Source organism: Paraburkholderia domus (assembly GCF_905220705.1).
In the GTDB taxonomy this organism is placed as follows: domain Bacteria; phylum Pseudomonadota; class Gammaproteobacteria; order Burkholderiales; family Burkholderiaceae; genus Paraburkholderia; species Paraburkholderia domus.
Genome location: NZ_CAJNAT010000009.1, coordinates 92,128 through 118,128 on the forward strand (window position 1 = coordinate 92,128; position 26,001 = coordinate 118,128).

Below are 26,001 nucleotides of genomic sequence, written 5' to 3' on the forward strand. Positions count from 1 at the left end.
CGTGAAAGAATTTACTACGTCAACCTATTTGCAAGGACAGGTTGTCGGTGAGGATGTGGAGTTCACGCTCATCGAATTGAGCCGGGTAAGCGGTGCATCGGAAGAAGAATTGACGCTTTGGGTGTCGGAAGGCGTATTTGAGCCAAAAGGAGCGGGGCCGCAGGAATGGCGCTTCAGCGGCGCGTCGCTGCGTCGTGTGCGTACCGCGCGGCGGCTCGCACGCGACCTCCGGATCAACCCTCCAGGCGTCGCGCTCGCACTTGATCTGCTCGACGAGATCGATGCATTGCGTGCGCGCATGACGCGCGCTCACGGCGTGTGAGCGCTTCTGCGCAATTGCGCCTGCCGAATGATTACCGGCAGGAAAGTGACATTTTGGGTTGGCGCGGTCCAGTCAATATGGGAGCAGGTAGCAGGTGACTCACTCGCCGTGGCCCCAGTCGAAGTACCGGATAGGTATACTTAATGCTGATAGATCTGTTCGATTTCTTTGGCAAAATGCGCGGCCAAATTGTGTCGTTTGAGCTTTAAGGTCGGGGTCAACAATGTATTCTCGATCGTCCATGGTTCAATCGACAGGATGACTGCACGCGGCTGAGCGTAATAGGGGAAGTTGCGTGTCAGTTCCTGGATGAGCATAGAGACGGCTTCTCGCGCAGCGGGTGAATTCAAGCTGGCGGGATCCAGTCGATCAAGTCCCAAAGTCGCGGTCAATTGGCTCCAATAGCCGTTGGCGAGTACAACGGCGCAGCTGATGAACTGGCGGTTGTCGCCAAACGCGTATGCTTGCTCGAATGAGCTGTCAGCCATGATGGCCAGCTCCAGATCGACGGGTGCAATTTTCTCGCCAGTCGACGTTACGATGATTTCCTTGAGGCGACCCAGGATGCGGATACGACCCGCTTCAATCGCGGCCTGATCGCCGGTGCGCAACCAGCCGTCGATAAATGCTTTGGCGGTATCGTCATCACGCTTCCAATAACCGCGCATGACGTTTGGGCCGCGAACCTGCAGTTCCTTGTTTTCGCCTATGCGCACTTCTATACCCGGGAGTGGGCGACCTACCGTCGCAGGATCGTTGTCCTGGAGCGTGTTGACCGCCACAACGGGGGACGTCTCGGTCATCCCGTATCCTTGGATGATGGGTACGCCCAGGCCGAGGAAGCAGCGCGCAATCTGTTGCGGCAACGGCGCCCCGCCAGCCACAGCCACGCGTAGCCGCCCGCCAAATTGGCTCTGCAGTGTCTGCGCGACCAACGCGTTCAACAAAGGCCAGGTGCACGCATCCAGGATTGCCTGCGTGGGGCTTCCATCCGCTAATCCCTGCGTGCGAACGAATCGACGCCAGCCAACGGCTTGTGCGGCGTCAAATAGCCAGGACTTCACTGCCGATTTCGCCAACGAGGCTTCGACACCGGCGAACACACGTTCATAAATTCGCGGCACCGAGATCAGAATTGTTGGCTTTACGGTCTTGAGATCCTCCGATAGTTGCTTGACGGAGCGTGCAAACGCGACACAGCACCCTGCTGCGATCGGAAGGTAGTACCCGGCTGTTCGTTCGAATGTATGTGACAAAGGCAGGAATGACAGGAAAACGTCGCTCTCCCTGGGAACAATCCGTTGCAACGCGGCCTTGACGTTGGACACGACGTTTTCATGAGTGAGCATCACACCCTTTGGCTTGCCTGTCGTGCCAGACGTATAAACCAATGCGGCAAGCTCATCCGGAGCGGCTTGCTGAACGTCTTGACCTGGTACTGTGGAGGTGGCGCTGGAAAGCCACTCTTTCATGGTCAGCACGGGCAAGTTACCGGTCATCGCCGTGTCCGGCAGTTCCTTCTTGAGCACCACCACTTGTAGCAAAGATGGTAGAGAAACACCCGTGCTGGCAATGGCCTGCCATTGAGTATCCGAAGCCGCCACCAACAGCGACGCATTGCTGTCGCTCAAGATGTAAGCGATGCTGGCGGGATTGTCGAGCGCATGCATGGGCACGGGGACACACGCAAGCGCGAGCGCCGCCTGGTCGAAGCAAACGGCATGCAGTCCGTTGGGTAGCAGAATGGCGATCCGCGCACCACGTGGTAATGCCAGGCGTGAGAGTGATGTCACAAGGCGCGCGACGCGCTCACCCGCGTCGTGCCACGTGAAGCTGGCCCACTGCGCGGTCGCTTCATCGTATTGCCGATATGCCTCGGACTGCGGGGTTCGGGCTACGCGCCAGGCAAAAAGCGCCGGGAGCGTGCGAACGGAGGAGAGATCCGACGATTGTGCTGATTCGAGTTGGGTCGCCATTACGTGAGCAAGATCGATAGTGACGTGTTGTTCTGCTTTCACAATCTCAACCTCAACCGTTCGCCTAGCGGCGGCGGTTGCCGAGGAGTCGCATCAGCATCAGGAAGATGTTGAGAAAGTCGAATCTGTGCTGCGCCAAGGCTAATGCTTTCGATGCGGAAACTCAGGAACATGACCAGCCCCAGCGGTGCGAGCAGCACAACCCAGAAAAGGGGCGTTGCAGCCACTGACACATAAAAGCCACTCATCGCTGCGACGTAGGCAATCACACCCGTGAGTGCCAGGTCCCCGGCCATGTAGTTATAGACGCGCAGCATATACTGCCGAAGGCCGAGGTCGCTGCTGTCCAACCCACGCCGTGCTTCTTTTTCTCGAGCGTCGCTGGCGACGTAGTTTCGCATGATTAATCCTCCTGAGATCGCGAGCTTGGCGGCCTCCCGTCTGCACCGTCATTCGCACAGCCAATCTCGCACAGCCAATCTCGCACAGCCAATCTCGCACCGCGAGTCGCTGGGCACCTTGATGCACATCAAGGTCATCCCGGGCGGCGCGCCGCCTGAGTGGTGTCTGCGGCGGACGATGTGCAATGCGCGGAGATCAGCAATGCCGGGCAAGTGGCGATGCGCAGAACAGAATGAGAAGATAAGGCGCCGCTCTCAATGCGACATCAGCACTGGCACGGTCATCGAGCGCAGAATCGTGCGCGTGGCGCCGCCCATTACCAGTTCGCGCCAGCGGGCATGGCCGTAGCCGCCCATCACCAGCAGATCGACGCCGCCGTCGGCCACCTGCGAGAGCAGCACCTCGCCGACCGAGCCGCCCGGTCCGGTTTCGATGTCGGCGATTTCGGCGCGCACGCCATGCCGGGCAAGCACGGTGGCGATGTCCGCGCCGGGAATCCGGGCGCGCTCGCCGTCGTGCTCGCCATTGACGGTAAGGATCGTGGTCTTTTTCGCCGTGCGCATGAACGGCAGCGCGTCGTGCACGGCACGGGTGGCGGCGCGGCTGCCATCCCACGCAACCAGAACCCGTTCGCCTGTCGACCTTTCATTACTCGCATACGGCACCAGTAACACTGGGCGTCCACAAGACAGAATCAGGTTTTCCGGGAAAAAGTCGCCGATATACGATTCCGGATCAGCCGGATTGTCCTGGCCGGCCACGATCAGGTCGGCGCAGCGGCCCGCGCGCGGGATGGCGAGACTGGCGGGTTCGTCGACGGCGACCCATTCGCCAGGAACCCCCGCGCGCCGGAGTTCGGCGTGAAACAGCCGTTCCAGCGCCGCGCGGCGCTCCGCACGCATCGCTTCATGCTGCTTGTAGTACTCCGCAGTCCCGGCCATCACATAGAGCGAGCGCGGGTCCGGGCTAAAGAGGGCGAACGCGCCGGTCAGATGGGCGCCGAACTGTTTGGCGAGGCGCAGCGCGATTTCGAGCCGCGGATGGGCGTTCGGGCTGGTGTCCAAATGGACAACGATGGTTTTGTAGCTCATGGCAGTCGCTCCAGGAAGAGAAGGTGACGCGTGGATACGTGAGCCTGAGTCTAGGAACGATAGCGATGGCGCAGTTGACGCAGATCAAACGCTACTCCGACGCCCCGCGCGAGTGTGTGGTTTGACCAGGGTCCTATGCCGACGGTCGTCGCCGCCGACGCATGCCGACATGCACGTCGCCAGCGTCTGTGCGTACCCATCGAGGAGCAAGGCACGTCGGAAATCCGTGGTCTGGTCATAGACGACACGCCGTTGATGCAAATCAATGGCGTGGGTTCGTTTTCGGACACGATGGTTACTCATGTACGCAACGCAAAACGCTGCCCCTTGGCTCGAAAAAGACAGCGCCGGATCAGAGGTCTGATCCGGCGTGGGCAGCGGCCATGGGTTCCCGAGATGAATGAGCAGGCGAAACACGAAGCCATCGTGGCGACCGGCCTGACCAAATGGTTCGGCGACGGCAGCACGCGGACGACGGCCGTCAACAGCGTCGACTTTGTCGCGCACTTCGGCGAGATCTTATTTATCGTCGGACCGTCGGGAAGCGGCAAGACCACCTTGCTCAGTATGATCTCCGGCATCCTGCGCCCCAATGCGGGCACGGTGAGTGTCAACGGCGACGACATCTGGACATTGAACGACGACCAGTTGGCGGATTTTCGTCTGAATACCATCGGCTTTGTCTTCCAGGACTACCATCTGTTTCCACGACTGACTAGCGCCGAAAATGTCGCGATCCCGCTGATCCTGAAACATCGCGACTGGAAAGAGTCCATCACGGCCGCGGGGAAATACCTCGAAGTCGTGGGTCTGAAAAACCGCGGCGAGATATTGCCGGTCAAGCTCTCCGGGGGCGAGCAGCAGCGCGTGGCGATTGCCCGCGCGATCGTGGGCGGCCCGCAGATCCTGATTCTCGACGAACCCACCGCTTCGCTCGACGGCGACACAGGAAGGATGATCATTGCCTTCGTCAAGGAGAAGATCCTCGATCAGAATCGTTGCATCGTTATCGTGACGCACGATGCACGCATCAACGAATACGCTGACCGGATCATTCATATGGAAGACGGGCGCATCACCGGTCTCGACAAGGGCACAGAATGAGAACCAGGATCATTTTTGCGCTCTCGATCCTCGGCATTCTGGCGGGGCTGGCCGGCGCCTTTGTTTTCGGCATGCAACGCAAAGCTGAACCGCCCGTGTTCACGCCGGTGAGTAATCCGTATGCGACGGCGATCTACGCGGATGGCATTGTCGAAAGCGAACAGGTAGGTGGTCAGAACGTCAATATCTATCCGGAAGTGTCGGGCCCAATCACGCAGGTACTGGTGCATGAGGGCCAACAGGTCACGGCGGGAACGCCCTTGCTGAAGATCGACGACTCCGTGCAGGTCGCCACCACCGAGCAGTTGCGCGCGCAGTCCGAGGCGGCGTGGGTTGCCTTGCAGGAACTCCAGGCACAACCGCGCAAGGAAACATTGGCGGTGACGAAGGCGCAGGTCGATCAGGCGCAGTCGAACCTCAAAGCCGCGCGCGATCAGTATGACAAGCGCCTTGCCTCTTACCAGATCGACAACCGTTCGATCAGCAAGGACGTGGTGGATACCGCGCAAGACGCGGTTGCCCAGGCGCAGACCACGCTGGAAGTCGCGCGGCGGCAGTACGAGCTGACGCGGGCCGGAGCGTGGAGTTACGACATCAGCAACGCACAGAAGCAGTATGAGGCGCTCACCCAGTCCTACAAGGCCGCTAGCGCACTGCTGCAAAAATATACCGTCAAGGCCCAAGCCGATGGGATCGTGTTGGCCCTCAACGGAACGCCCGGCAGCTATGTGTCGTCGCAGGGCGTGTACGACGCCTACACACAGGGATTCGATCCGCTGATCGTCATGGGCGCGTCGCAGGACTATCTGTCGGTGCGTTGCTACATCGACGAGATTCTCGTCTCGCGGCTGCCGGCTCCTGGGCACATTCAGGCGCAACTCTCGGTGCGCGGCACCGACGTCAAGGTGCCGCTGGAGTTCGTGCGTGTGCAGCCCTATGTCTCGCCCAAGATCGAGCTATCCAATCAACGCCAGGAAAAGGTCGATCTGCGCGTGTTGCCGGTAATTTTCCGCTTCAGGAAGAAAGACCTTCCGATGGTTTATCCGGGCCTGCTGGTTGACGTCTTTATCGGGCCCAAATAATGTCTTCTCTCATCCAGACATGCGGCAACGCGCTCGAGTCGCGCATCTTGCGGCGCTCCGCATTGCGCGGGGTTATGCCGGCCGTGTTGCCGGGCATGATGGCCGCGGTCGTGCTTGGCGCCTGCGCGGTAGGGCCCGATTTCAACCACCCGGCGCCGCCCACCGTGCTCGCCTACACCCATGAACCGCTGGCTAAGGTGACAGTCACCGCAGATAGCGAGACACAGCGTTTCACGCCGGGCGCCGCAGTGCCGTTCGACTGGTGGCGGCTGTTCGGATCAGCGCAACTCGACGCGAGCGTGGACGAGGCGCTCGCCCACAACCCGACGCTCGAGGCCTCCGAGGCGAGCTTGCGCGAGAGCCAGGACAGCCTGCGTGCCGGCTACGGGGTGTTTTTCCCACAGATTGGCGCCCAGGTGGACGGCGTGCGCGAGCGCACTGCGCCGCAAGCGGCCGGCTCGGCGGGGCAGGGCACGATCTTTAATCTGATTACAGCGAGCGGCACCATCAGTTACGCGCTCGATGTATTTGGCGGCAAGCGCCGCACAGTGGAAGGATTGCAGGCTCAGGCCGACTACCAGCGCTACCTGACCAAGGCTGCCTACCTCACCTTGTCGGCCAACGTGGTGAACACCACTATCGCCCAGGCGGCCTATGCCGCGGAGATTCGCGCGACGGAGCAATTGATCGGTCTCGAGAAACAGCAACTCGAGATTACCGAAGCCCAGGTGCGCGCCGGCACGTCTGCGTATGCGAGCGTGCTGAGCGTGCGCAGTCTGATCGCCGCTAACCAAGCATCCCTTGCCCCCCTAAGGCAGAAGATCAGCGAGGCAGACCATCTGCTTGCGACGCTGGAAGGCGCGTTTCCGTCCGAAGCGAACCTGCCGGAAATCGAGTTAAGCTCGCTCTCGCTGCCCAAAGACCTTCCCGTGAGCTTACCTTCCGAACTGGTTCGGCAGCGCCCGGACATTCTGTCTGCAGAGGCGCAGTTGCATGTGGCCAGTGCAAACATTGGCGTAGCGACCGCCGCGATGTTCCCGAGCATCAGCCTGAATGGGACTTACGGTGCGGGCGGAACCAGCTTCGGCAATCTCTCGACGGACAGCTTCAGGTTCTGGAGCATCGGTCCGTCGATCACGATTCCGCTATTTCAGGGTGGCAGCCTGTGGTATGGCCGCAAGGCGGCAATCGACGCGTACCAGCAGTCGCAAGCCAATTATCGGCAGACCGTGCTGGCTGCTTTCGCGCAGGTCGCCGATGCGCTGAAGGCGCTGGAATACGACGCGCAGGCCCTGGAGGCGCAAGCGGAAGCGCAGCGCGACGCGGTAGGGGCGTTGTCCCTGTTGCAGGCCAGTTACCGCGCAGGAACGGTTGGCTACCTGGACGTCCTGGTCGCCGACGTGCAACTCCACCAGGCGACCATTGCCTATCTCGAGGCCGTCGCGCAGCGCCATCAGGACACGGTCGCCTTGTTCGTCGCACTCGGCGGCGGATGGTGGAACGGGCAGGAGCAGGCGAGCGGAGGTCAGTGATCATGAAGTACAGTGGCATCATGCGGATCGGCTTCAAGTTGCTGGTCAACGACCGGGCGAAGTTCTCCGCGTTGCTGATTGGCATCACGTTCGCGGTATTCCTGATGATGCAGATGACCGCGATGTTCGCCGGCATCCTGAACCGCGCCTATTCGACGGTGACCAATATTGGTGCGTCGATGTGGATCATGGATCCGGCCGTCAACACGCCGACGAGCCCGATTCCGTTGCCCGACTACCTGCTGGACGCGACGCTTAGCATGAACGGCGTGGCCTATGCGGTGCCGCTCTATATCGGCGGCGCGCAGGTCAGGCTCGCGGACGGCAAGTATCAGGCGGTCAATGTTGTCGGGCTGGACGACGCCAGCCTGTTCGGCCGCCCGGAAATCCAGCAGGGCAACATTCTGGATATCTATGCCGACGATGCATTCATGGTGGTAAAGGACTCGGAGTTCTCGAAACTGGAGAACCCGAAGATCGGCACGGCATTCGAGCTCAACGACCGCCGTGGGGTGATTGTGGGCGTTGCGAGAGTCGCCACGAATGGACTGAACGGCGTGCCGACGCTTTACACGACCTACAATCGCGCAATCCAGTACGTTCCGGGAACGCGCTTCACGATCTCCTATATCCTGGTGCAGGCGAAGAATGGCGCCGCGATTGCCGGCATCAAGCAGCAGGTGGCCAAACTCGGTTACCTTGCGCTGACCAAAAATGAGTTCAATCAGCGCATTGCGAACTACTACACGTATCAGACGGGTATCGGCACCAACATCCTGTTGATGACGGTGATCAGCTTTATCGTCGGGCTGTCGATCTCGGGCCAGACGTTTTACACGTTCATTCTGGAGAATCTCGACAAGTTCGGTGCGCTCAAGGCCATCGGCGCGAAGGGGCGTGAACTGGTGTACATGATCCTGTTCATGGCGACCTTCACGGCGCTCACGGGGTATGGTCTGGGCGTCGGTCTGGTCACCGTGGTGATTTCGCTAGCCAAGGTCTCGGTGCCCAACTACGCGGCGATTACGACGTTCTGGAATCTTGCGCTGGCGTTCGGCATGGTTGTGCTGATTGCCGGGATCTCCAGCTATATCGGCGTGCGCAAGGTGCTCACGATCGAGCCGTTCGATATCTTCAGGGGATAGCGTTCCCGATCACCGGCGATTGCAAAAGCCCAACCTCGACGAGCCTGGGTTGAACGTAAGCAGCAGCGGGGTGCTCATGATCGGACAAGCCCTCGTCGGTTATGTGCCGCCACCAGCTTGGCGAGGGCAGCAGAGGCCAGGCGCCCTCGCAGGGTGTCGGCGCGGCTGGTCAGGATGATCGGAATACGCGCGCCAAGCACAATGCCAGCGCCGTCGGCGCCGGCGAAGTACATCAATTGTTTGGCCAGCATGTTGCCTGCTTCCAGATCGGGTACGAGCAGGATGTCAGCCTGACCGGCGACGGGCGAGTTGATGCCCTTGACTTGTGCTGCGGCCAGACTGATTGCATTGTCGAAGGCGAGCGGCCCGTCGACCAGGGCACCGGTGATTTGGCCGCGCGCGGCCATCACGGTGAGCGCGGCGGCGTCGAGCGTGGTCGGCATTCTGGGGTTGACCGTTTCTTCGGCCGCCAGCACGGCGACGCGCGGCACTTCAACGCCCAGCACATGCAAAAGATCGATCGCGTTCTGGCAGATATCGCGTTTCTGTTCCAGCGACGGTGCAATGTTGATGGCCGCATCGGTGACGATCAGCGGCTTCGAATACGCCGGCACGTCCATCGCATACGCGTGGCTGATCCTTCGCCCGGTTCGCAGGTTCGACGAGGATGCAACCACGGCGGAAAGCAGTTCGTCAGTGTGCAGGCTGCCCTTCATCAACGCGTCGACCTTGCCGGCGGCGCCCAGTTCGACCGCGCGGGCGGCAGCTGCATGGCTGTGCTCGACGGCTTCGATCGTGACGCCGTCGAGGCTGACCTGGGCGGCCTCAGCGGCGGCGCGGATCTTCGCCTCGGGCCCGACCAGCAGCGGGTCGAGCAGGCCTTCGTCACGGGCCTCGATGGCTGCCCTGATCGCATCCACCGAACACGGATGCACAATCGCCGTGCGTAGCGCGGGACTGGATCGGGCGTTGCGAATGAATGCCTCATACCGGTCGTGACGACGCACCGCGATATCCGGACGGACCGTGCGCGGCCAGATGACCGGCGTATCGGGTGCGACCACGGTGGCGGTGCCGAGCAGCACCACCTGGCCCTTCTGGTTGGTGCAACGTGTATCGAGCAGGACGATGTGCTTCTCGACGCGTTTCTCCTTCACGGTAACCGTGGTGGTGATGATATCGCCGGGCACGACCGGACGCTGGAACTGCAGATTCTGGTCGAGGTAGATGGTGCCGGGACCTGGCAGTTTCGTGCCGAGCACGGCCGAAATGAGGCTGGCGGTCCACATCCCCTGCACGACCACGTGCCCGAACAGATCGCCCGATGCAAAGACGGCGTCGGTACGGGCTGGATTGACATCGCCTGACATGGCGGCAAACAGGTCGATGTCGTTTTGCTCGGCGAGCCTGACGAGCGAAGCGGATTCGCCGATTTCAAGCTGGTCGAAGGTTCGATTGCGCAACAGGATGTCGTCCATTGTGAGCCCCTCAGTGCTGAAAGACATAGGTGCCGGGCGCATCGCCGAGTGGCCCCCCGTGCGCATCGGACGCGGCAACGGGCGGTGCGACGCGCTGCGGGCTTGAATGAGCCTTGAGCCAGTCTGTCCACGCGGGCCACCATGAGCCTTGCTGCGATGTACTCGCAGCGAGCCATTCGTCAGGGCTCACGCACAGATCGTCCGCCGCCGTCCGATAGGTCCGGAAATGGCGAAGCGCGTGCCCAGGCTCGCTGACGATCCCGGCATTGTGTCCGCCATTGGCGAGAACGAACGTGATCTCGGTATCCGACAGGTTGTGGATCTTGTAGACCGAATGCCACGGCGCAATATGATCGCGTTCCGTCGAAACCACGAACAGCGGCACGCGAATGTTGCGGATCGATACCGGACGGCCGTCGACCTCATACCGGCCGCACGCCAGATCGTTGTTCAGGAAGAGGCGGCGCAGGTACTCGGAATGCATCCGGTACGGCATGCGCGTGGCATCGGCGTTCCACGCCATCAGGTCGATCATCGGCGCGCGTTCGCCCAGCAAATAGTCGTGGACGATACGCGACCAGATGAGGTCGTTCGACTGCAGTAGCTGGAATGCCCCCGACATCTGATCGGGGGAAAGATAGCCCTGCGACCACATCATGCTTTCGAGGAAATACACTTCGCTGTCGTCGATGAAAAGCTGCAGTTCGCCTGGCTCGGTAAAATCTGTTTGTGCGGCAAATAACGTGACCGAAGCCAGCCGGTCATCACCGGAACCCGCCATCGCTGCCGCTGCGATGGACAGCAAGGTGCCGCCGAGGCAATAGCCGGTCGCGTGAATCTTGCAGTCCGGGACGATGCTCGAGACGGCGTCGAGCGCCTCCATCACGCCGAGTTGCCGGTAATCATCGAGGCGGAGTTCGCGGTCGTCGGCATCCACGTTTCGCCATGAGATGCAGAACACGGTGTGTCCCAGTTCGACCAGATAGCGAATCAGCGAGTTATGCGGCGAGAGATCCAGGATGTAGTACTTCATGATCCACGCTGGCACGATCAGGACCGGCTCGGCCAGCACCTTGCTGGTCGTGGGGCTGTATTGAATGAGTTCGATCAGGTGATTGCGAAACACGACCTTGCCGGGCGTGGCGGCGAGATTGACCCCGACCTTGAACTGATCGAGTCCCGCCGGCGGTTGGCCGCCCGCCTGCCGGGCCGCGTCTTCGAGCGCGTTGCGCACGCCGTCGATGAGGCTTAGGCCGAGCGTCGAAGCTGCGTGCTGCGAGACCTCTGGATTGGTGAACGGGAAATTCGTCGGCGCCACCATATCGAGCAACTGGCGGGCGCTGAACGACACCACGTCCTCATGATGGTGAGTGGTGCCCGGCACGTCACGGGTTGCGACATTCCACCATTGTTCGGTCAACAAAAAGATCTGTTGCCAGAACCGGTAAGGTTCGGTTTGCCATGATTCGGCCACAAACCGGCTATCGCCTGCAGACGGTTCTGCCAACGGCAGCGCGTAGCAACCGAGCGCGGTCCGAACCATGTATTCAGTGATGCGCTGCGCGTTCTGGGCGCAGAGCGACGCAAGTTCCAGTTGCTTGCCAGGCGCCGCCGCGAGATGAATGAGCCAGTCGGCAAGCGCTGCTCGTAGCGACGCGGGCGACAGGCCCCCGGTCATGCGCGCGATCATGGCTTCTTTCGCATGATCGAGCGCACGAAAGGATTCGGTGGCGGTGGATACCGCGGGCCTATAAAAAAACGTGGGGTTTTCAGCGGTGGCCGGCTTGGCGCGGGTGTCCATTTCAGGTTCCTCAGGTTCTACGGCGCTTGGCTTACGATGAAACGGCTGTGTCGGCGCGGCGTCCCTTCCGGCGTAGAACGCACGTCCTGTGCGACAACCTCCACGGCACAGAGGGCGCCGACGGCGAAGTGTTTCAGTGCACGGTTTTGACGCACTCTGGTGTGGCGCCCCGTTCCGGATTGTGCGCAGCAGCAAGCGCTTTCGTAGAGGACTGTAGCTTTCCGATGGCCGCCGTGATTGATCTGAGTCAATCGAGTCACGCGCGGCTGCTCGCGCGCGGCAGCTTCTTATCTGCGCGAGCCGGTTGAACTCCGTCGCCTGCCACGGTCGATAGGTGACATCTTCGCGAGAGGCGCTATTTGTGCTTTCGAGCCAGCTCAAGAAGGTGGCCCATCCGCGCTAACTACCAACTGATGCCATTGACACGCGACGCGGTTGACCTTGGTCAATTATGGCGACGAACCTGCACGTAGACTAGCTTCCACGATATACGCGAGCGGCGGCACTTTAATCGGTCATATGGTCCGCTGACAAGCTATCAAAGAGCAGAATTATTCTGCGATGCCGCAGCCGGGTTTTGCTATCTGTCCGCCTGTCTTCTCGGGAGTCCTTGCTGCGCCGGCGACTGTCAGCGCGAGACTCGATCCAACCATTTTGTGCGCTGAGCGAGCTGATATGAAATGCATGCGCCTGCCGGTTGTTTTGGCCAAGGCCCTGTTCCTGTCGATGACGGTCAGTCTTGCGGCCTGCACCACGGCAAACCAGATGATTGCGTTCCGGCATACCGAAACGCAGCTTGAGGCGGCGCGAGAACAGGCGTGGGTGACCTGTAGTTCCCGCGCGGCGTGCGATGAGATATGGAACCGCACGCGGCTTTATGTGCAGCTTTGCTCGAGAACGGCGATCAGCCGCCTCAATGATTCGGTGATTGAGACCGAAACGCCTCACGAATCGGGCGTTGCCTATTTCTGGGCCGAGCGGACCACCGATGAGAGCGGCACGACGACAGTCCGGCTAAAGGGCATGTGCCGCGGCATGTACGCGAGTGATGGGGACCCGGCATGGACTTACGGAATATGCGCGGACCAGATCAGGCGTGCTGAGATGAGTTTTCGCGGGGTAGTCGGCGAAGTGCAGTGACGTCCACGATATTTCCTTAAGGAGAGACTTATGCGTGCCATCGACGTAATGACCCCGGCGGTCGTGGTTGCAGCACCTGAAATGACTGTGCGGGCGGCGGCAAAACTGCTTGCGGATAATCACATCAGTGGCATGCCTGTGGTTGACACGGGAGGGCAGGTCATCGGCATGATTAGCGAAGGCGATCTGGCCCGCATGGTCGGCGATGAAATCAGTCGTCTGTCGGCCGGTGCGCGTGTCCACGACTATATTCAGGTGATTGCGATCAAGCGCGTATCCGACAAGGTGAGACAGAGCGCCTCCCGCGACCGTGCCAACGGCAACCATCAAGCAAGGGCGGTGTGAGATGCGGGCAATGGTATTCGACGATACCGGGAGCGCCCTGCGCGACCTGCAGGTTCCAGATCCCGTGCCGGCTGCGGACCAGTTGCTGATCGACGTCCACGCATGTGGCATTTGCCGTACCGACCTGCACCTGATTGACCACGAGCTGCCCCATCCAAAGCGCCCGGTGATCCCGGGCCATGAAATCGTCGGCACCGTTGCGGAAGTGGGGGCGGGAGTCAGCGGTTTTAGTGTGGGGGAACGGGTCGGCGTGCCATGGGTCGGCCGTACGTGTGGTCACTGCCGTTACTGTCTCTCCGGCCGCGAGAATCTGTGCGACGAGCCTGGTTTTACCGGGTATACGATCGACGGCGGTTATGCCGAGCGCACGGTCGCCGACAGCCGTTACTGCTTTCATCTGCCTGAACAATATTCAGACGTGGAAGCGGCGCCACTGCTGTGCGCGGGTCTCATCGGCTATCGCACGTTGGCCATGGCAGGCGACGCGCAGCGGGTCGGTATCTACGGTTTTGGGGCGGCCGCGCATATCGTCGCCCAGGTCGCGCGTCATCAGGGGCGCACGGTTTATGCATTCACGCGTGACGGCGATCTGGCGGCTCAACAGCTCGCGCTGCGGCTCGGCGCGACGTGGGCGGGCAGCAGTAACGAAGTGGCGCCGGACGAACTCGACGCAGCGCTGCTGTTCGCGCCCGTTGGTGCACTTGTGCCGATCGCCCTGAAGGCGGTGGTGAAAGGCGGCATTGTGGTGTGCGGCGGTATTCACATGAGCGACATCCCGTCTTTTCCGTATGACTTTCTATGGGGCGAGCGTCGCGTGGTGTCGGTGGCCAATCTCACGCGCGAAGACGGGCTTGCGTTCATGCGTCTGGCCGCCAGGATTCCACTCGACATCGAAACGACGCGTTATCCGCTCGGCGAGGCTAACCGGGCGCTTGCCGATCTGCGCGAGGGAAAGCTGACGGGAGCCGCGGTGCTGGCAATCCGCTAACGGGATAGCCAGGCGCGATTCCGTGCAAGTGCTTGCCGGCTCATCCTGCGGCGCCAGGACGTGGGCAAGCCCGTCCTGGTTGTGACGGAACCCGGTGCGTCATCCCCGTTGCCGGCGTTGCCCGATCATTTCCGCCAGCCCTCGATCTGCGCTCGTTGCGCGTCTGATGATTGGAGTGCCGCTATCGCCGTGGGGAGATCGAAGCGAATGCCTCGCGGTGTGACCGCCGGCCCGAGTCCTGCATGAACGCCATTCCATTGCACCAAATCGAGTTCAAACTCGACACGAGCATTGCCACAGGCGCTGTGATCCATATGAACGATCAGGAACCAGCAGATCAGGTCGACGCCTTTTCGTGTTCGGCTGCGCCGGTGGTGCCGGTGGCAACTTCGGGAACGCCGTGCGAGGAGATCATCAGAACGGGACACTGCGCAATCCGCAAAAAGCGCTCCGCGACGCTGCCGAGCACGAGTCGCCGAACGCCGCGCCGTCCGTGCGTCCCCATCACGACGAGGTCGGCTTTCAGATCCTCGGCCGCATGAAGAATGCCGTGGGCGACATCGAAATCGCCGTCAACCAGATTGGTTTCGATGATCCGCGGCGCCCCCTGGACATTGTCGTGCTTCATCCGTGCAAGCGCGTTGTCGGCCACGTGTTTGCCTTCCGCCAGGAACGCGTCACGTACGATGCTCGGATCGTAGCCGGGGGCGTCATAGACCATCGGTGGCACGTCGACGACATAAAGTGGCTGCAACTCAGCGCCGGACTCGCGGGCGAGTTGCAGGGCGGCGTCGAACGCTCGTGTGGATGTTTCACTGCCGTCGATGGCGGCAAGAATGTGTCGATACATGTCAGACCTCGTCAATGGGAACGGTATGCATTCATCTTGGCCAACGAACGGCTGAGGAATACTGATCTGGATCAAGCCGTATCGGTTACGGTGCGAACGCAGGCGGATTCAGGCGGCGCTCTGGCAACCTACCGCGTCCCAGCCGCTCGTCTGCCAGGGGGGCGTGCCGCTGCGACCAGCGTGTTCTACCGGCCCCCCCGGATGCAGGCGGATCAACAACGGTTTCCAGTACATCGCCTGCTGAAAGGCGCCGAGCGGTACGTCCGTGTCGAAAGCAACCGTCAAGGCGGCTTCGTCGGGTGTGAGCGGCTCTTCGTTCGCGAGTTGCCTGACCAGCACCGCTGCGTTGGCGTCGGACGACTGCCCTGGGTCCGTTGCGCGTTTGCGTACGCGCTCGGCCAGCTGCCGGGCAGACGTGTGGAAATCCAGCAGAAACACTGGTACGTCGAACGCGCATGCCAACTCGATGAAGGACACACGATGCCGCTGTTTCAGGAACGTCGCGTCCACTAGTACTGGATAGCTTGCATCGAGCATGCGGCGCGTAATCGCTAGAAGGGCATCGTAGTGTGAGTCGATCGCTTTGCGCGAGTACGCAACAGCGGGCAGGGCGTGATGATCTGGCGGCGCGAACGGATGCGCACGTTTGCGCTCGGTATCGCTGGAGAGGCGGATTGCGCCGATACGGGTGGCAAGCGCCTGGCTCGCCACCGATTTGCCGGAGCCGGAATAGCCGTGACAGAGCAGCAGATACGGCTGCGGCGCGCTTGCTATCCGGGCGGCGCAGTCAACATAGTTCCGGGCGCGCGCGAGACCGTCCGCGGCGGACGACCCACGCACCTTCAGTACTTCGACAAACGCACGCACCAGCGCCCGGTAAACGATATAGAAACGCAACGCCGGAAGTGCCCCGAAGTCGCCAGTCCGTTGCAGCCAGCCGTTCAGGAGCGCTGACGCGAGATCGTCGCGGCCATGCGCCTGCAGATCCATCAACGGGAAGGCGAGGTCGCTGGCGACGTCGATCCAGCGCAAGGCGTCGCTGAATTCGATGCAGTCGAACATGACAGCGTCGTTGCCTCTGCGCACGATGTTATCGAGGTGCAAATCGCCGTGGCATTCGCGCACGAACCCGCCGATGCGACGCGCTTCAAAATGCCCGGCTAGCCGCACCGCTTCTCTTTCGCACCACTGACGCACACCAGCGGGCACGAGCGTGCTCGCTTCCCGCTCGAGCGACGTCAGCACGGCCTCCATCTGTGCGTGCAAGCACGTCGTCGCCCCCAGCGTTTTGCGCGGTGGGTTCGAAGCACTGGAGCGGTGAAACGCTGCGAGATGTTCGGCCACATGGTCGATCTGCACGACATTCAGTTCGCCGCGCGTGAGCAGATCGGAGAACAATTCTCGTTCGTCGAATCGCTTCATCCGGACCGCATGCTCGACAGACGTCCCTCGTCCATCCACCTTGAGTATGCGTCCGAGGCGCGCGACTGGCACCACGCCGAGATAGAGCCTGCGAGCGAGCCGCCGGTTCAGCCTCACTTCTTCTTTGCAGGCGTGCCGCCTTGCGGCCATGTCGGTGAAATCGACGAATCCCAGGTCGACAGGCTTCTTGATCTTGTACGCAAATCGCCCGGCCAGATAGATCACGGAAATGTGGGTTTCGATTCGCCGGATCCGCCCCGCCGGATGGCGATACGAGCAGGGGCGTTGCAACGCTGCGTCGATGCGCGACCAACCGCGGCGGGCGATGCGTTCACGATGCTGCGCATGAAGCGGCTGGCGAATGGACGCGGTTGATCGGGTAAGCATGGATGACTCCGCAGATTCAAGAGGGCATTTCCAGCATAAGCAGACTCCGGCCCCCGGAATTGATGGAGGTCAGTGTTTTGCGAACCGTTCCGGTTACGCGCGTCAATTGATACATATCAACGGACGCTCTATGTACAGGCCTAAAGTCGTTGATGCCGTGGTTATTTGATGCTGTGTGACATCCATGGCGATCATGGACTATTTGAGGAGTAGCTACGATGAGCAACTTGACACGTTATGACCCGTTCTCGATGGAACCGGTATCGGATCTGTTTCATGGTTTGTTCCGTCCTCTGCGCGGCATCGCAACGGGCGACGACACGCCGCTCCTGGACATGAAGCTCGACGTGACGGAAAGCGATACTGCGTACACGGTCAAAGCAGAACTGCCGGGCGTCGATAAAAAAGACATCGATGTGAAGATCGACGGTAACACCGTATCGATCAGCGCAATGGTGGAACGCAACAAGGACTTGAAGGAAGGCGAGCGGGTACTGCGACGCGAACGTTATTCGGGCGTAATCAGCCGGTCGTTCTCGCTGGCGAGCGAAGTGGATGAAGCGACGGCGGCGGCGCAGTATCAGGACGGCGTGCTGTCGCTGACGTTGCCGAAGAAGGCGGCTTCAACACAGAAGCGCCTGCAGATCAGCTAGCTAAATGGCGGCAGGGTGCGCGTTGGAGTTGCGCACCCTGGCTATTGAAGGCCGTTGCGCCGACCCTTGGATTGGCCATTCCAACGGCCTCCAGGCGGCCTGCCAATCTCAATCTCAAGCGTGCTGCCTGCTCGGCAAGCCGACGGTTTGCGCGAGGAGCGGCAGTTCATCCTCATTGAGCCGCAACGCGTCGGCGAGGAGCCGATGATTGATCCAGCCGCGGATCACGTTGACAAGCCCGGCTGATGCGCAATAGAGCGCTACGTTCTGCGCAATCGCGCCAGCGGTGACGGCTGAAAACCGTTCGCGCTGTTGCTGCTGCATCTCCTGCAGACGGGATGTCCGGACCACATACACCAGGTCGAGCGGCGCCTTGCCGACGAAATCCTGATAGCCGGTTAGATTGCGCGCATCGATGGCGTGCTTGAGCAGCAGTTGATGGTTGGGCGCATCGTAACGATAGACTCCATTGGGCAGCGCCACATAAATGTCGATTTCGTTGTAGGCATGTGGCGATGGCGCGGTGCGCCCGCCGCTGATCGGACGGTTGACGCCGTCCGCAGCCCACAGCAATTCTCCGAGCGTGTCCATTGACAGCGGGGTGGGTGCGAATTCACGGGTGCTTGATCTAAACGAAAGCGCCGTCATCAGCGGTAGACCTGAACGCTGGTCGGGCGGTGGCAGCGCGATGGTTTTTGGCGCAGCGCCCTCAGCCGATCCGGGGCGTGCATCAGGCAGGGTTTCGTAGGTCAGAAATTGCATCTCAGTCATCTCAAACTCCTCTTGACGTCACATGGATCCGGTTGGCGCATTGCCATCTTCACGATAGTTCGAGCGCTAGCGCACCCCTTGATCTCAATCAAGCCACGAGTGGTGGCGGGTCATGCGCTCAATCAATCCCAGCAGACTTACCGCCTTGCGCAGGCACGCAACACTTTGTGCCTGACGCGGCTATCGCGTCAAAAGCGATCGCAACACCGTCACCACGCCTTCGCGCATCGTCTCCGACACGTCGCCGCTTACCATCCGCTGCGCCAGGCCTTCCTATCGAGGGGCCGGTAGCTTTGACATAGATCAACGCAGTCCTTTGCATAAGCCCGAGACTGGGAGGAATCCGTAGAGTTCAAGACGCATAAAATCGCAAGAGAATGAGTAAAGAGGCACGGTGCCGCGTACGCCGAATCGTTCCGCTAATCGGACTGCGTCGGAACATCGTGTCCCATGCATTCATCGAACAAAAATGGTGCCAGGCGGAGGTAGCGGGGTGGCGCGCAACGCACGAGGTAGCGCCAGACGAGCTTGATTGCGTGGCCGGGCGGTGTAGCCACCGCGCAATACCTGCTGAAGTCGCGCGGATCTGATGCTGCCGCAGGGTGTGTGGTAACACTTGATGGAGATTCACAAATGTCTTCCGTCAGTCAATTAGATCAGAATGGTCCCGCGACGCGCGACAAGCTGAGCAATAAAGACTATGAGAAAGAACTTCGGCGATTGCACGTCGAATTGGTTAATCTTCAGCAGTGGGTCGTGCGCGAAGGCGTGAAGGTCTGCCTCGTGTTCGAGGGGCGTGACGCGGCGGGTAAGGGTGGCGCGATCAAAGCAATCACCGAGCGCGTTAGTCCGCGTGTGTTTCGCGTGGTTGCACTGCCTGCGCCCAGCGAACGCGAAAAAAGTCAGATGTTTATACAGCGGTACGTGCCGCACTTTCCTGCGGCTGGCGAGGTGGTAATTTTCGATCGCAGTTGGTACAACCGTGCGGGTGTCGAGCGTGTCATGGGGTTTTGTTCGGAGGATCAGGCGGTTCGCTTTATGAACGATATCCCAGGCGTCGAGAAGGCGATGGTCGACTCGGGCATCATCCTGTTGAAGTACTGGCTCGAGGTCAATCCGGACGAGCAGACACGGCGCATCAAGGCTCGAATCGAGGATGGTCGCAAGGTGTGGAAGCTCTCTCCGATGGACCTTGAGTCCTATCGCCGCTGGTACGACTATTCACGTGCGCGTGACGACATGTTCGCGGCGACGGATTCGGAGTGGGCGCCGTGGTCAGTGGCGATGTCGGACGACAAGAAAAAGGCTCGGCTGAACATTATCCGTGATCTGCTCAGCCGGATTCCGTACGAGAAGGTGCCCCCGCAAGAAGTGCGACTGCCCAAGCGGCAGAAGCGCGGAGACTACCAGGATCCTGAGTATCCGTTCAAGATTATCCCCGAACATTTTTGACAGAGGCGATCTCGCGTCAAGCACATGCGCGTTGCGCCGATTCTTATGCCGAGGCCGAGCCTCATGGGATCAAAGGTTCACAGGATTGAAGGCCGCGACGAGGGCGATTTCAACGCCGCATGAATGATTTCGTAGAGTTTGCCCACGACGAACTACGGCCCGTGCTGTTCGATTGTCTGGCGGAATGCGAAGGTCGCAGAGCCTGACACTAAACTGGAAAAGCACCCTTGTCTGATCATCGGTCCGCAGACCGGATGAGAACGGGCATCGGCATGGAGGAGCATCATGGCAGATTTGTGGATTGGCAACATCGAGACAGGCACCAGCGATCAGGAGATCCAGGAATTCCTGACCAGGTATGGGTTTCCGCCCTTCGACGGCATCAAGCATATTCCAGGCGAGGGTTCACGGCCCGCGGTGGTGGTGAACTTCGAAGGCACGGGTCCGGAAATGCTCCGTCGTCTGCAGCCCCGAGTGCACAATATGTTCTGGAAAAACCGAAAAATAAATGTCCAGGTCATGAAGGACCGCTCCGAGTGAAGTAACGCCGAACGGAGACCAACATGGGCATTATGAATTGGCTGCGAAGCAATGACGACGCTCGCACTGACCGGCAAGAACCGGAACAGGTTACGGAAGCCATCGACCGGGTCATGGCGCTGAATCCTCGACTGGGAATGGTACAGCGCTGTCGGGAACGTCTGGGGCCAGCGGTCGCGGCATCGCTCCGATATGCGACCGGCCTGGTCGCATCCCTACCTGCACCTCACGAAGCCAGCGCACGCACGTGGGCGTCGGATCTCTACATGCGTGCCTTTTTCGCCAGGCCGGAAGACCTGACGGGAAGGATTAGCCGCTCGGAAGAATTACGTGTGTACTTCGAACAGAATCCGGACTCGGAACACGCTTATGCGGTGCTCGGAATGGCAATGACTGAACGTCGCGTACTAGGCGTCGCCCTTGAGGGAAACGCGGTACGTCGTGATGTCGCGCAAACTACTGTTTGCTTTAGTGACCACCGTGTAAGGATCTGCGGCCGATCGGAATCGGAATTGCGACGGGAGATCGTACGGCGAGTGATCGACCAGCTAGCGCTCACGGGGCTGGCCAAACTGGCGAAAGATCGTCGTGATGCACTCGACAAGGGCCGCGCATTGCTCAAGACACGCTTACTGTTGCTACAGCGTGAAGGCACAGGCATGCGTTCCGTGTGTGGGGGTGGTGCTTCTGTTGCACGCGAAGAACTTGTTCAACTGCAGGCACAGATTGACGATAACTCCCGGCGTCTCGGTGACCTGAGAGTTCCAACGGACGCCCTTGAGCGTCAACTCGACGGGGTCTGCCAGGTTCTGATGGAACCAGGCAAGCACGTCCACCTTACCAAAAAGAAAATTCGATTGGACCGGATGAATGTAGTGCAGACGAAGGACAGTGTGCAAGCCGCGGATGAGCTCGAGTTTCACATTGCGCACATTCCGACCAGGCCGCCCCAAGTGCGTGCGATATCGCTTGTGCGGTTTGCGCGCGCCGAACTGCTGCCGGGAGGATTGCTTCTCGATCAGGCAATGCGCGAGCTATAACCGCTGGGTTCTACATGCCTTCCTTCGTCCGTCGAACCACACAGGCCCGTGTCCGAAGGTCGTTTTTTTGCCCGTACCATAGGAATGGCCCACCGATCATCACCACGATCACGCATCGCCGGGATCAGCTTTGCTTGGCGCGAATGATCCCCGCGATCGACGCATTGGCTTCGATCGGTCCGAAGTGCGCCTCAAGCCCGGCTGCGCGCAGATCTTCGCGCACCGGACCGCGGGCGTCGGCGAGTTCCAGCACGATGCACCGTTGAGCCAACTCGTCACGTAGTTGTACTAGCATCTCCGAGCCGGCCAGGTCGACGGCGGCGACAGTGGACAAGCTCCAGATCGCGAGCTTGATCGTTCCAGTTTCCTGTGCCAGCCATTCGAGAAAGCGGTCGTACAGGAACTCGCAGTTGAAGTACAGGATCGCTGCATCGGCGCGAAAGACAAAGACACCGTCGGTGCGAAGGTTCTCCGGGTTGATTGCGATGTTGCCGTAAAGTTCGGTTCCAGGGACGCGTCCAGGCAATGCCACAGGCGGCTCGGACGCGCGCCGCAACAGCAGTACGATGGAAATCACCGCGCCAATCAGCACGCCGCGCAGCAGACTCGTGGTGAGCACGCCAACGAGTGCCGCCGCAGCGATCGCAAACTCTCTGCGATCGAAGCGCCAGAGCCGCTTCATTTCGTCAAACTTGAACAACCCGGCCACCGCGACGAGGACAATCGCTGCCAGCACCGGTTGCGGCAGATTGCGTAGCAGGTCCGAAAAGAAGAGCACCACGACCAGGATGATCAGTGACGCGACGAGACCCGAGAGCGGTGTGCGTGCGCCGCCGCTTTCGTTCACCAGGGATTGCGACATGCCGCCGGAAACAGGGAATCCCCGACCTAGGCCGGCGCCGACGTTCGCGGCAGCAAGGGCCAGGAACTCCTGATTCGCGGCAAGCCTGTAACCATGCTTGTGTGCAAACATGCGACCGATGGCGATCGTCTCGACTGCCCCGAGCACAAAGCACGCCATTGCCAGCGGCAGCAGGTCGTCCACGTCGCTCCAGTGCACGGCTGGAAGCCCAAGCGGGGGCAGCCCTTGCGGAATGGTTCCTAGCAGTTTCACGCCCTTTGCACCGGCGTCCATTAGTGACGCCGCCACAACGCCGCCGATTACGACCAGCAGCGCCACGGGCCTGTTCTTCAGGAACGCCTGTCCGAACACGAGCACTACCGGCGCAACGACGCCCATCGCAAGCGCTGTTGGATTTGTCTGGCGCACCTGCGTGAAGAAGTCGGCCATACGCTCCAAAAAATCGCCATGGCCGCCCTTGAAACCGAACAGATTGGGCAACTGCGTGCTGCCGATGAACAACGCCACGCCGGTCTTGAAACCGACGAGCACGGTTTCGGAGATGAAGTTGACGATCTTGCCGGCTCGCATGAGCGAAGCCAGGATCGCCATCCCGGTTACCAGGAGTGCCGTGCAGGCTGCGAGTGCGCCAAAACGGGTGACATCTCCGCCCGTGACTGTGCCCAACGATGCGCCCACGAGTACCGAGAGCGCTGAAGTGACGGTGATCGATGTGTGGTTAGAACCGCAGAAAAGCCAGAAGAGCAACCCCGAGAAAACAGGCAGGCATAGAGTCCCGCCTCAGGGGGACGGTTCGCCAGAGACGCATCGGCCACGCCAGCCGGCAACAGATACGCGGCAAGTGTGATACCGGCGAGCACGTCGGCACGTAGCGACGCACCCTTAAGCACCCGCAGCCACGTCGCGGCAGGCAACAATCGAACCAGCCACGACACTTTCGACTTGACGCTGGTAGCAGGCATCGCCAGGACCCTCCGGGAGGAACTAGATTGGATACGCCGTCCATCGCATTCCCGCAGAATACGCGCACGCCGGGTCTGATCAAAACCCACTGCGCCTGCGTCCGGGGGGCTCGCCTCCTGCGACCTGCAGCGTCACCAGTCGCGCCGGTACAATGGCCGGGTAGAACTGCGATGCACCCGAGAAAACTCACGGAAGGGGCGCCTGAGTGTTTCAGCGCGCCTCCGCATTTTTTCGGCCAGAACCAGGCGGCTCATGCTCCGGCGCACCGTTGTTCAACTTCGCAATCGCTGTTGCGTAGCGGCCGATCCCAGGAAGCGCGGTGAGTCCGTGAGCGAAAATGCTTAGCAATACTGTCGCAGCGACGGCAAGCTTGATGGTCGATTCTCCCGGCAGGTTTGTTTCCCCCTCGAGATAGACGAGTCCCAGGACGATAGACGCCAGTCCCCGCGGGCCGAACCAGCCCATAAATAGTACGGTCGACCGGCTAAGGCCTGTGCCTCTCAGCGCAATCGCCACCGGAGCCATGCGAATCAATGTCAGGCTCAGTACGCCGTAGGCCACGATGGCAAAGGTGAAGCCGTCCCAGAACCGGGTGACGAGCAAGCCGAAGAGGAAAAAGACAACATAGTTGAAGAGTTGCCCCCATTCCTCGGTGAACTCGACGCTGTGTTTGCCAACCTCGCTGAAGCCCACGTGGGCAGAAAGTCCGGCAACGAATGCCGCAATGAACATGCTAGCGCCGATGGCTTCCGAAGCAAGCACGCAAGCGAGCGGCAGGGCCACCACACCTAGCTGCGCGAGCGGTTCGGCCATCCATTCCTTGCGGCGGGCAAGCCCTAGCAACCAACCGCCCGTAAGCCCGACGCCAAGTCCGACCAGCGTTCCGTAGCCGATCTGCTGACCGAGAAAGCGTGTGAGCACTGAGCCGCCGCCGCCGCCCTCCTGGGCCAGCGCCAACGCGATAAAGAACATCATGAAGGGGACGGCGAGCCCGTCGTTAAGACCCGCCTCAACATTCAACGCCTGGCGAATACGTTGTGGCACAAGCTTGCTGTTCACGATCATCTGTCCGAGCCCTGCGTCGGTCGGAGCGAGAATCGCGGCAAGGATGCCCGCTTCCCACCAGGTGAGGGTCCTGAAAACGATCATGGCGCACAAGGCGCCAAGCGCGATCGTCAGAAGCATGCCCGCGCTTAACAGGCGAACCGGCAAATTGGTGTGCCCCTTGAGCATACGCGGGGTAACGCGGGAAGCGTCGGTGAAAAGCGTCATGACCAATCCCAGTTCGGCGACCAGCAACAGGCTTTTCCGGTCAAGCGCCAGTTCGTTTAGCGCCTCAGGTGAAACCGCCATGAGTGCACCGGCCGCGGTGAACAGGATGGGCGCGGTGAGGATCGTCTTCTCCAGCCACCGCGATACCAGGCTATAGAGGAAAACGATCGCGATGAACGCGGCGATAAGGACCATCAGTCTAGTCTCCGATTATGCGTGGCCGCGCTTTTACCGAATCCGCGCGTAACGACTTAGCGACGACATCATCATTCATTAGATGCCGGGCGGACCCGTGGACATTGACCTGAATCAACTACAGGTTGGTGACTCGGCGCCCCTGTTCCACGTTGGAATGGCGACGCCGCGTCAAAGATCATTGGCGGAAAGCGGTAGCCGCTTGCCGATGCCCGGGCGTGCTGTACGTTCGGCCGCGGCCAAAAGGCGTGGTTTTCCAACCCGAAAGGCCAGCAGCAGTTGTTCGGGGCTACCATCCGTAGCACCCAGGCACTCGCAAACAACCTCAGCCGGAAGCGCAAACGCACAATATCCCCAGCCGAAACCGTAGGCCGAAAACCAGATAGCCGAATCGATTGACAAAATCGGCTCTGTAAGGTCTGTGATGGGCTGTTCCATACGTTTCGCCTTCCTGAATGTAGTCACCTTGCGGAACCTGCACGCGGCACTCGCGTTTGCTATGTGTGTGTCCAGGTGGATGTCTTACGTATTCATCCACCTAAGGCCATGACGGCCGCAATCAGTGCAGCACCCAGCAACGCCATCGCGAATCCGGTCCGCGCTGGCTTTGCATACCCTGCGTACTGCCCAAGCTTCATCCCCGTGAAAAACAGCATTCCTAACGTGATGATCCGCGACAGGCGCATGGCCAGCATGACGTTAGTCGTCAGCAGAAACGGGAGCACCACAGGAAATGTGGCTATGACAACCAGAAAGAAAACCCCGCACGCCTCGAGAAAATCTCTGGCGTGCAAAACGGGTTGACCGTCAAACTCTAGCGTGAGCAGTCGGCGCCGCATTCCCTCAATTTCCTCCGGGCCACTTACGCGTGCGACATGCGCCGGCAACGACCTGCCAATCAACCGGCATGCAGTTTCTGGATCTGCCCCACACGCCTGTCTTGCTATAAGCCGATTGTGCGTGCGCTCGGTCGCCGTCCGCATGAGGTACATCACCGCATCGACCAAACCCCACGCGAGATTGCAGCCAAGCGCGGATAACGTGACGGTGCGCACCTGGGTTTGCCCAGCCGTGGCAATAGACAGTGAGCCGATGATGGTGACAGCCATGATCAGGCCAAACAGGATTTCCGAGATCCGGTCGATCGGATCAAGCAGCCTTTCATATTCTTCATTCCAGATGCTCATT

At 60.5% G+C, this 26,001-nt stretch carries 24 protein-coding genes and 1 pseudogene; 12 read left to right on the plus strand and 13 right to left on the minus strand.

Translation table 11 applies throughout. The features are described from left to right. Position 1 precedes the first annotated feature (1 nt). Entirely contained in the window at positions 2–322 is a 321-nt protein-coding gene (locus tag KHO31_RS17945) for a chaperone modulator CbpM (protein WP_201086198.1), read from the plus strand. 140 nt (positions 323–462) lie between these two features. Here the strand turns inward: KHO31_RS17945 and KHO31_RS17950 are convergent, their stop codons facing one another. The 3 genes from KHO31_RS17950 to KHO31_RS17960 all read right to left on the minus strand — a co-directional run bounded on the left by KHO31_RS17950 (position 463) and on the right by KHO31_RS17960 (position 3,791). Further along, positions 463–2,298, minus strand: a complete 1,836-nt coding sequence (locus KHO31_RS17950) for an AMP-dependent synthetase/ligase (protein ID WP_211623886.1) — start codon at positions 2,296–2,298, stop codon at positions 463–465. A gap of 38 nt (positions 2,299–2,336) precedes the next feature. Continuing rightward, the gene (locus tag KHO31_RS17955) at positions 2,337–2,699 is read right to left on the minus strand and encodes a Bax inhibitor-1 family protein (protein WP_211623835.1); all 363 of its coding nucleotides are present in this window, start codon (positions 2,697–2,699) and stop codon (positions 2,337–2,339) included. Positions 2,700–2,954: 255 nt separating this feature from the next. Then, positions 2,955–3,791 (minus strand): universal stress protein, encoded by an 837-nt coding sequence (locus KHO31_RS17960; protein ID WP_211623837.1) that lies wholly within the window; start codon positions 3,789–3,791, stop codon positions 2,955–2,957. A gap of 396 nt (positions 3,792–4,187) precedes the next feature. On the opposite strand from KHO31_RS17960, the gene KHO31_RS17965 reads away from it, so the two are divergent. Genes KHO31_RS17965 through KHO31_RS17980 form a run of 4 tightly spaced genes read left to right on the plus strand, consistent with a single transcriptional unit; the run spans position 4,188 to position 8,654 of the window. After that, a complete protein-coding gene (locus KHO31_RS17965; protein WP_201079934.1) occupies positions 4,188–4,895 on the plus strand; it encodes an ABC transporter ATP-binding protein in 708 nt (235 codons plus the stop codon). Further along, the gene (locus tag KHO31_RS17970) at positions 4,892–5,977 is read left to right on the plus strand and encodes an HlyD family secretion protein (protein WP_201079830.1); all 1,086 of its coding nucleotides are present in this window, start codon (positions 4,892–4,894) and stop codon (positions 5,975–5,977) included. Before KHO31_RS17965 ends, KHO31_RS17970 begins: the two co-directional genes overlap by 4 nt. Further along, a complete protein-coding gene (locus KHO31_RS17975) occupies positions 5,977–7,509 on the plus strand; it encodes an efflux transporter outer membrane subunit (RefSeq protein WP_236071295.1) in 1,533 nt (510 codons plus the stop codon). Before KHO31_RS17970 ends, KHO31_RS17975 begins: the two co-directional genes overlap by 1 nt. A 2-nt stretch (positions 7,510–7,511) precedes the next feature. Continuing rightward, positions 7,512–8,654, plus strand: coding sequence for an ABC transporter permease (locus tag KHO31_RS17980; protein ID WP_201079832.1), 1,143 nt, complete (start codon positions 7,512–7,514; stop codon positions 8,652–8,654). A 74-nt stretch (positions 8,655–8,728) separates the two neighbouring features. Here KHO31_RS17980 and KHO31_RS17985 read toward each other — a convergent pair whose 3' ends face one another. Further along, positions 8,729–10,132: a bifunctional enoyl-CoA hydratase/phosphate acetyltransferase gene (locus KHO31_RS17985; protein WP_201079834.1), complete on the minus strand. Its 1,404-nt coding sequence runs from the start codon at positions 10,130–10,132 to the stop codon at positions 8,729–8,731. Between the two features lie 10 nt (positions 10,133–10,142). Further along, the gene (locus KHO31_RS17990; RefSeq protein WP_211623839.1) at positions 10,143–11,933 is read right to left on the minus strand and encodes a PHA/PHB synthase family protein; all 1,791 of its coding nucleotides are present in this window, start codon (positions 11,931–11,933) and stop codon (positions 10,143–10,145) included. A 684-nt stretch (positions 11,934–12,617) separates the two neighbouring features. Between KHO31_RS17990 and KHO31_RS17995 the strand changes: the two genes are divergently transcribed. The 3 genes from KHO31_RS17995 to KHO31_RS18005 are packed head-to-tail and all read left to right on the plus strand — an operon-like array spanning position 12,618 to position 14,406. Continuing rightward, on the plus strand, positions 12,618–13,073 hold the full coding sequence (locus tag KHO31_RS17995) for a hypothetical protein (RefSeq protein ID WP_236061608.1): 456 nt from the start codon (positions 12,618–12,620) through the stop codon (positions 13,071–13,073). Positions 13,074–13,103: 30 nt separating this feature from the next. Further along, positions 13,104–13,418 carry a CBS domain-containing protein gene (locus KHO31_RS18000; RefSeq protein WP_201086200.1) on the plus strand — a complete coding sequence of 105 codons (315 nt, stop codon included), beginning with the start codon at positions 13,104–13,106 and terminating at the stop codon, positions 13,416–13,418. Position 13,419: 1 nt separating this feature from the next. Next, positions 13,420–14,406 (plus strand): zinc-dependent alcohol dehydrogenase family protein, encoded by a 987-nt coding sequence (locus KHO31_RS18005; RefSeq protein WP_211623841.1) that lies wholly within the window; start codon positions 13,420–13,422, stop codon positions 14,404–14,406. A 337-nt stretch (positions 14,407–14,743) separates the two neighbouring features. Here the strand turns inward: KHO31_RS18005 and KHO31_RS18010 are convergent, their stop codons facing one another. Next, positions 14,744–15,256: a universal stress protein gene (locus KHO31_RS18010; RefSeq protein ID WP_201079842.1), complete on the minus strand. Its 513-nt coding sequence runs from the start codon at positions 15,254–15,256 to the stop codon at positions 14,744–14,746. 108 nt (positions 15,257–15,364) lie between these two features. Next, positions 15,365–17,065 carry a bifunctional aminoglycoside phosphotransferase/ATP-binding protein gene (locus KHO31_RS18015; RefSeq protein ID WP_211623842.1) on the minus strand — a complete coding sequence of 567 codons (1,701 nt, stop codon included), beginning with the start codon at positions 17,063–17,065 and terminating at the stop codon, positions 15,365–15,367. A gap of 218 nt (positions 17,066–17,283) precedes the next feature. Here KHO31_RS18015 and KHO31_RS18020 point away from each other — a divergent pair, with 218 nt between their 5' ends. After that, positions 17,284–17,718, plus strand: a complete 435-nt coding sequence (locus KHO31_RS18020) for an Hsp20/alpha crystallin family protein (RefSeq protein ID WP_201079844.1) — start codon at positions 17,284–17,286, stop codon at positions 17,716–17,718. Between the two features lie 114 nt (positions 17,719–17,832). On the opposite strand, the gene KHO31_RS18025 is transcribed toward KHO31_RS18020, so the two are convergent. Next, a complete protein-coding gene (locus KHO31_RS18025; RefSeq protein ID WP_201079846.1) occupies positions 17,833–18,489 on the minus strand; it encodes a nitroreductase family protein in 657 nt (218 codons plus the stop codon). A gap of 633 nt (positions 18,490–19,122) precedes the next feature. Here KHO31_RS18025 and ppk2 point away from each other — a divergent pair. From ppk2 to KHO31_RS18040, 3 genes are all read left to right on the plus strand, one after another. Beyond that, positions 19,123–19,941 carry a polyphosphate kinase 2 gene (gene ppk2, locus KHO31_RS18030; RefSeq protein ID WP_211623844.1) on the plus strand — a complete coding sequence of 273 codons (819 nt, stop codon included), beginning with the start codon at positions 19,123–19,125 and terminating at the stop codon, positions 19,939–19,941. 285 nt (positions 19,942–20,226) lie between these two features. Then, positions 20,227–20,481, plus strand: a complete 255-nt coding sequence (locus tag KHO31_RS18035) for an RNA recognition motif domain-containing protein (protein WP_201079849.1) — start codon at positions 20,227–20,229, stop codon at positions 20,479–20,481. Between the two features lie 23 nt (positions 20,482–20,504). Next, positions 20,505–21,521 (plus strand): hypothetical protein, encoded by a 1,017-nt coding sequence (locus KHO31_RS18040; RefSeq protein WP_201086203.1) that lies wholly within the window; start codon positions 20,505–20,507, stop codon positions 21,519–21,521. Positions 21,522–21,645: 124 nt separating this feature from the next. Here the strand turns inward: KHO31_RS18040 and KHO31_RS18045 are convergent, their stop codons facing one another. The 5 genes and pseudogenes from KHO31_RS18045 to KHO31_RS18060 all read right to left on the minus strand — a co-directional run bounded on the left by KHO31_RS18045 (position 21,646) and on the right by KHO31_RS18060 (position 26,000). After that, complete coding sequence (locus KHO31_RS18045; RefSeq protein WP_201139279.1) at positions 21,646–23,130, minus strand: SulP family inorganic anion transporter; 1,485 nt, start codon at positions 23,128–23,130, stop codon at positions 21,646–21,648. After that, positions 23,127–23,345: pseudogene (locus tag KHO31_RS40025) on the minus strand (SulP family inorganic anion transporter); the annotation flags it as partial. The pseudogene KHO31_RS40025 and the gene KHO31_RS18045, both read right to left, overlap by 4 nt. A gap of 211 nt (positions 23,346–23,556) precedes the next feature. Continuing rightward, positions 23,557–24,813, minus strand: coding sequence for a cation:proton antiporter (locus KHO31_RS18050; protein WP_201108393.1), 1,257 nt, complete (start codon positions 24,811–24,813; stop codon positions 23,557–23,559). A 171-nt stretch (positions 24,814–24,984) separates the two neighbouring features. Next, positions 24,985–25,251 (minus strand): hypothetical protein, encoded by a 267-nt coding sequence (locus KHO31_RS18055; protein WP_201079859.1) that lies wholly within the window; start codon positions 25,249–25,251, stop codon positions 24,985–24,987. Positions 25,252–25,343: 92 nt separating this feature from the next. Next, positions 25,344–26,000, minus strand: a complete 657-nt coding sequence (locus tag KHO31_RS18060) for a hypothetical protein (RefSeq protein ID WP_201079861.1) — start codon at positions 25,998–26,000, stop codon at positions 25,344–25,346. Position 26,001 lies beyond the last annotated feature (1 nt).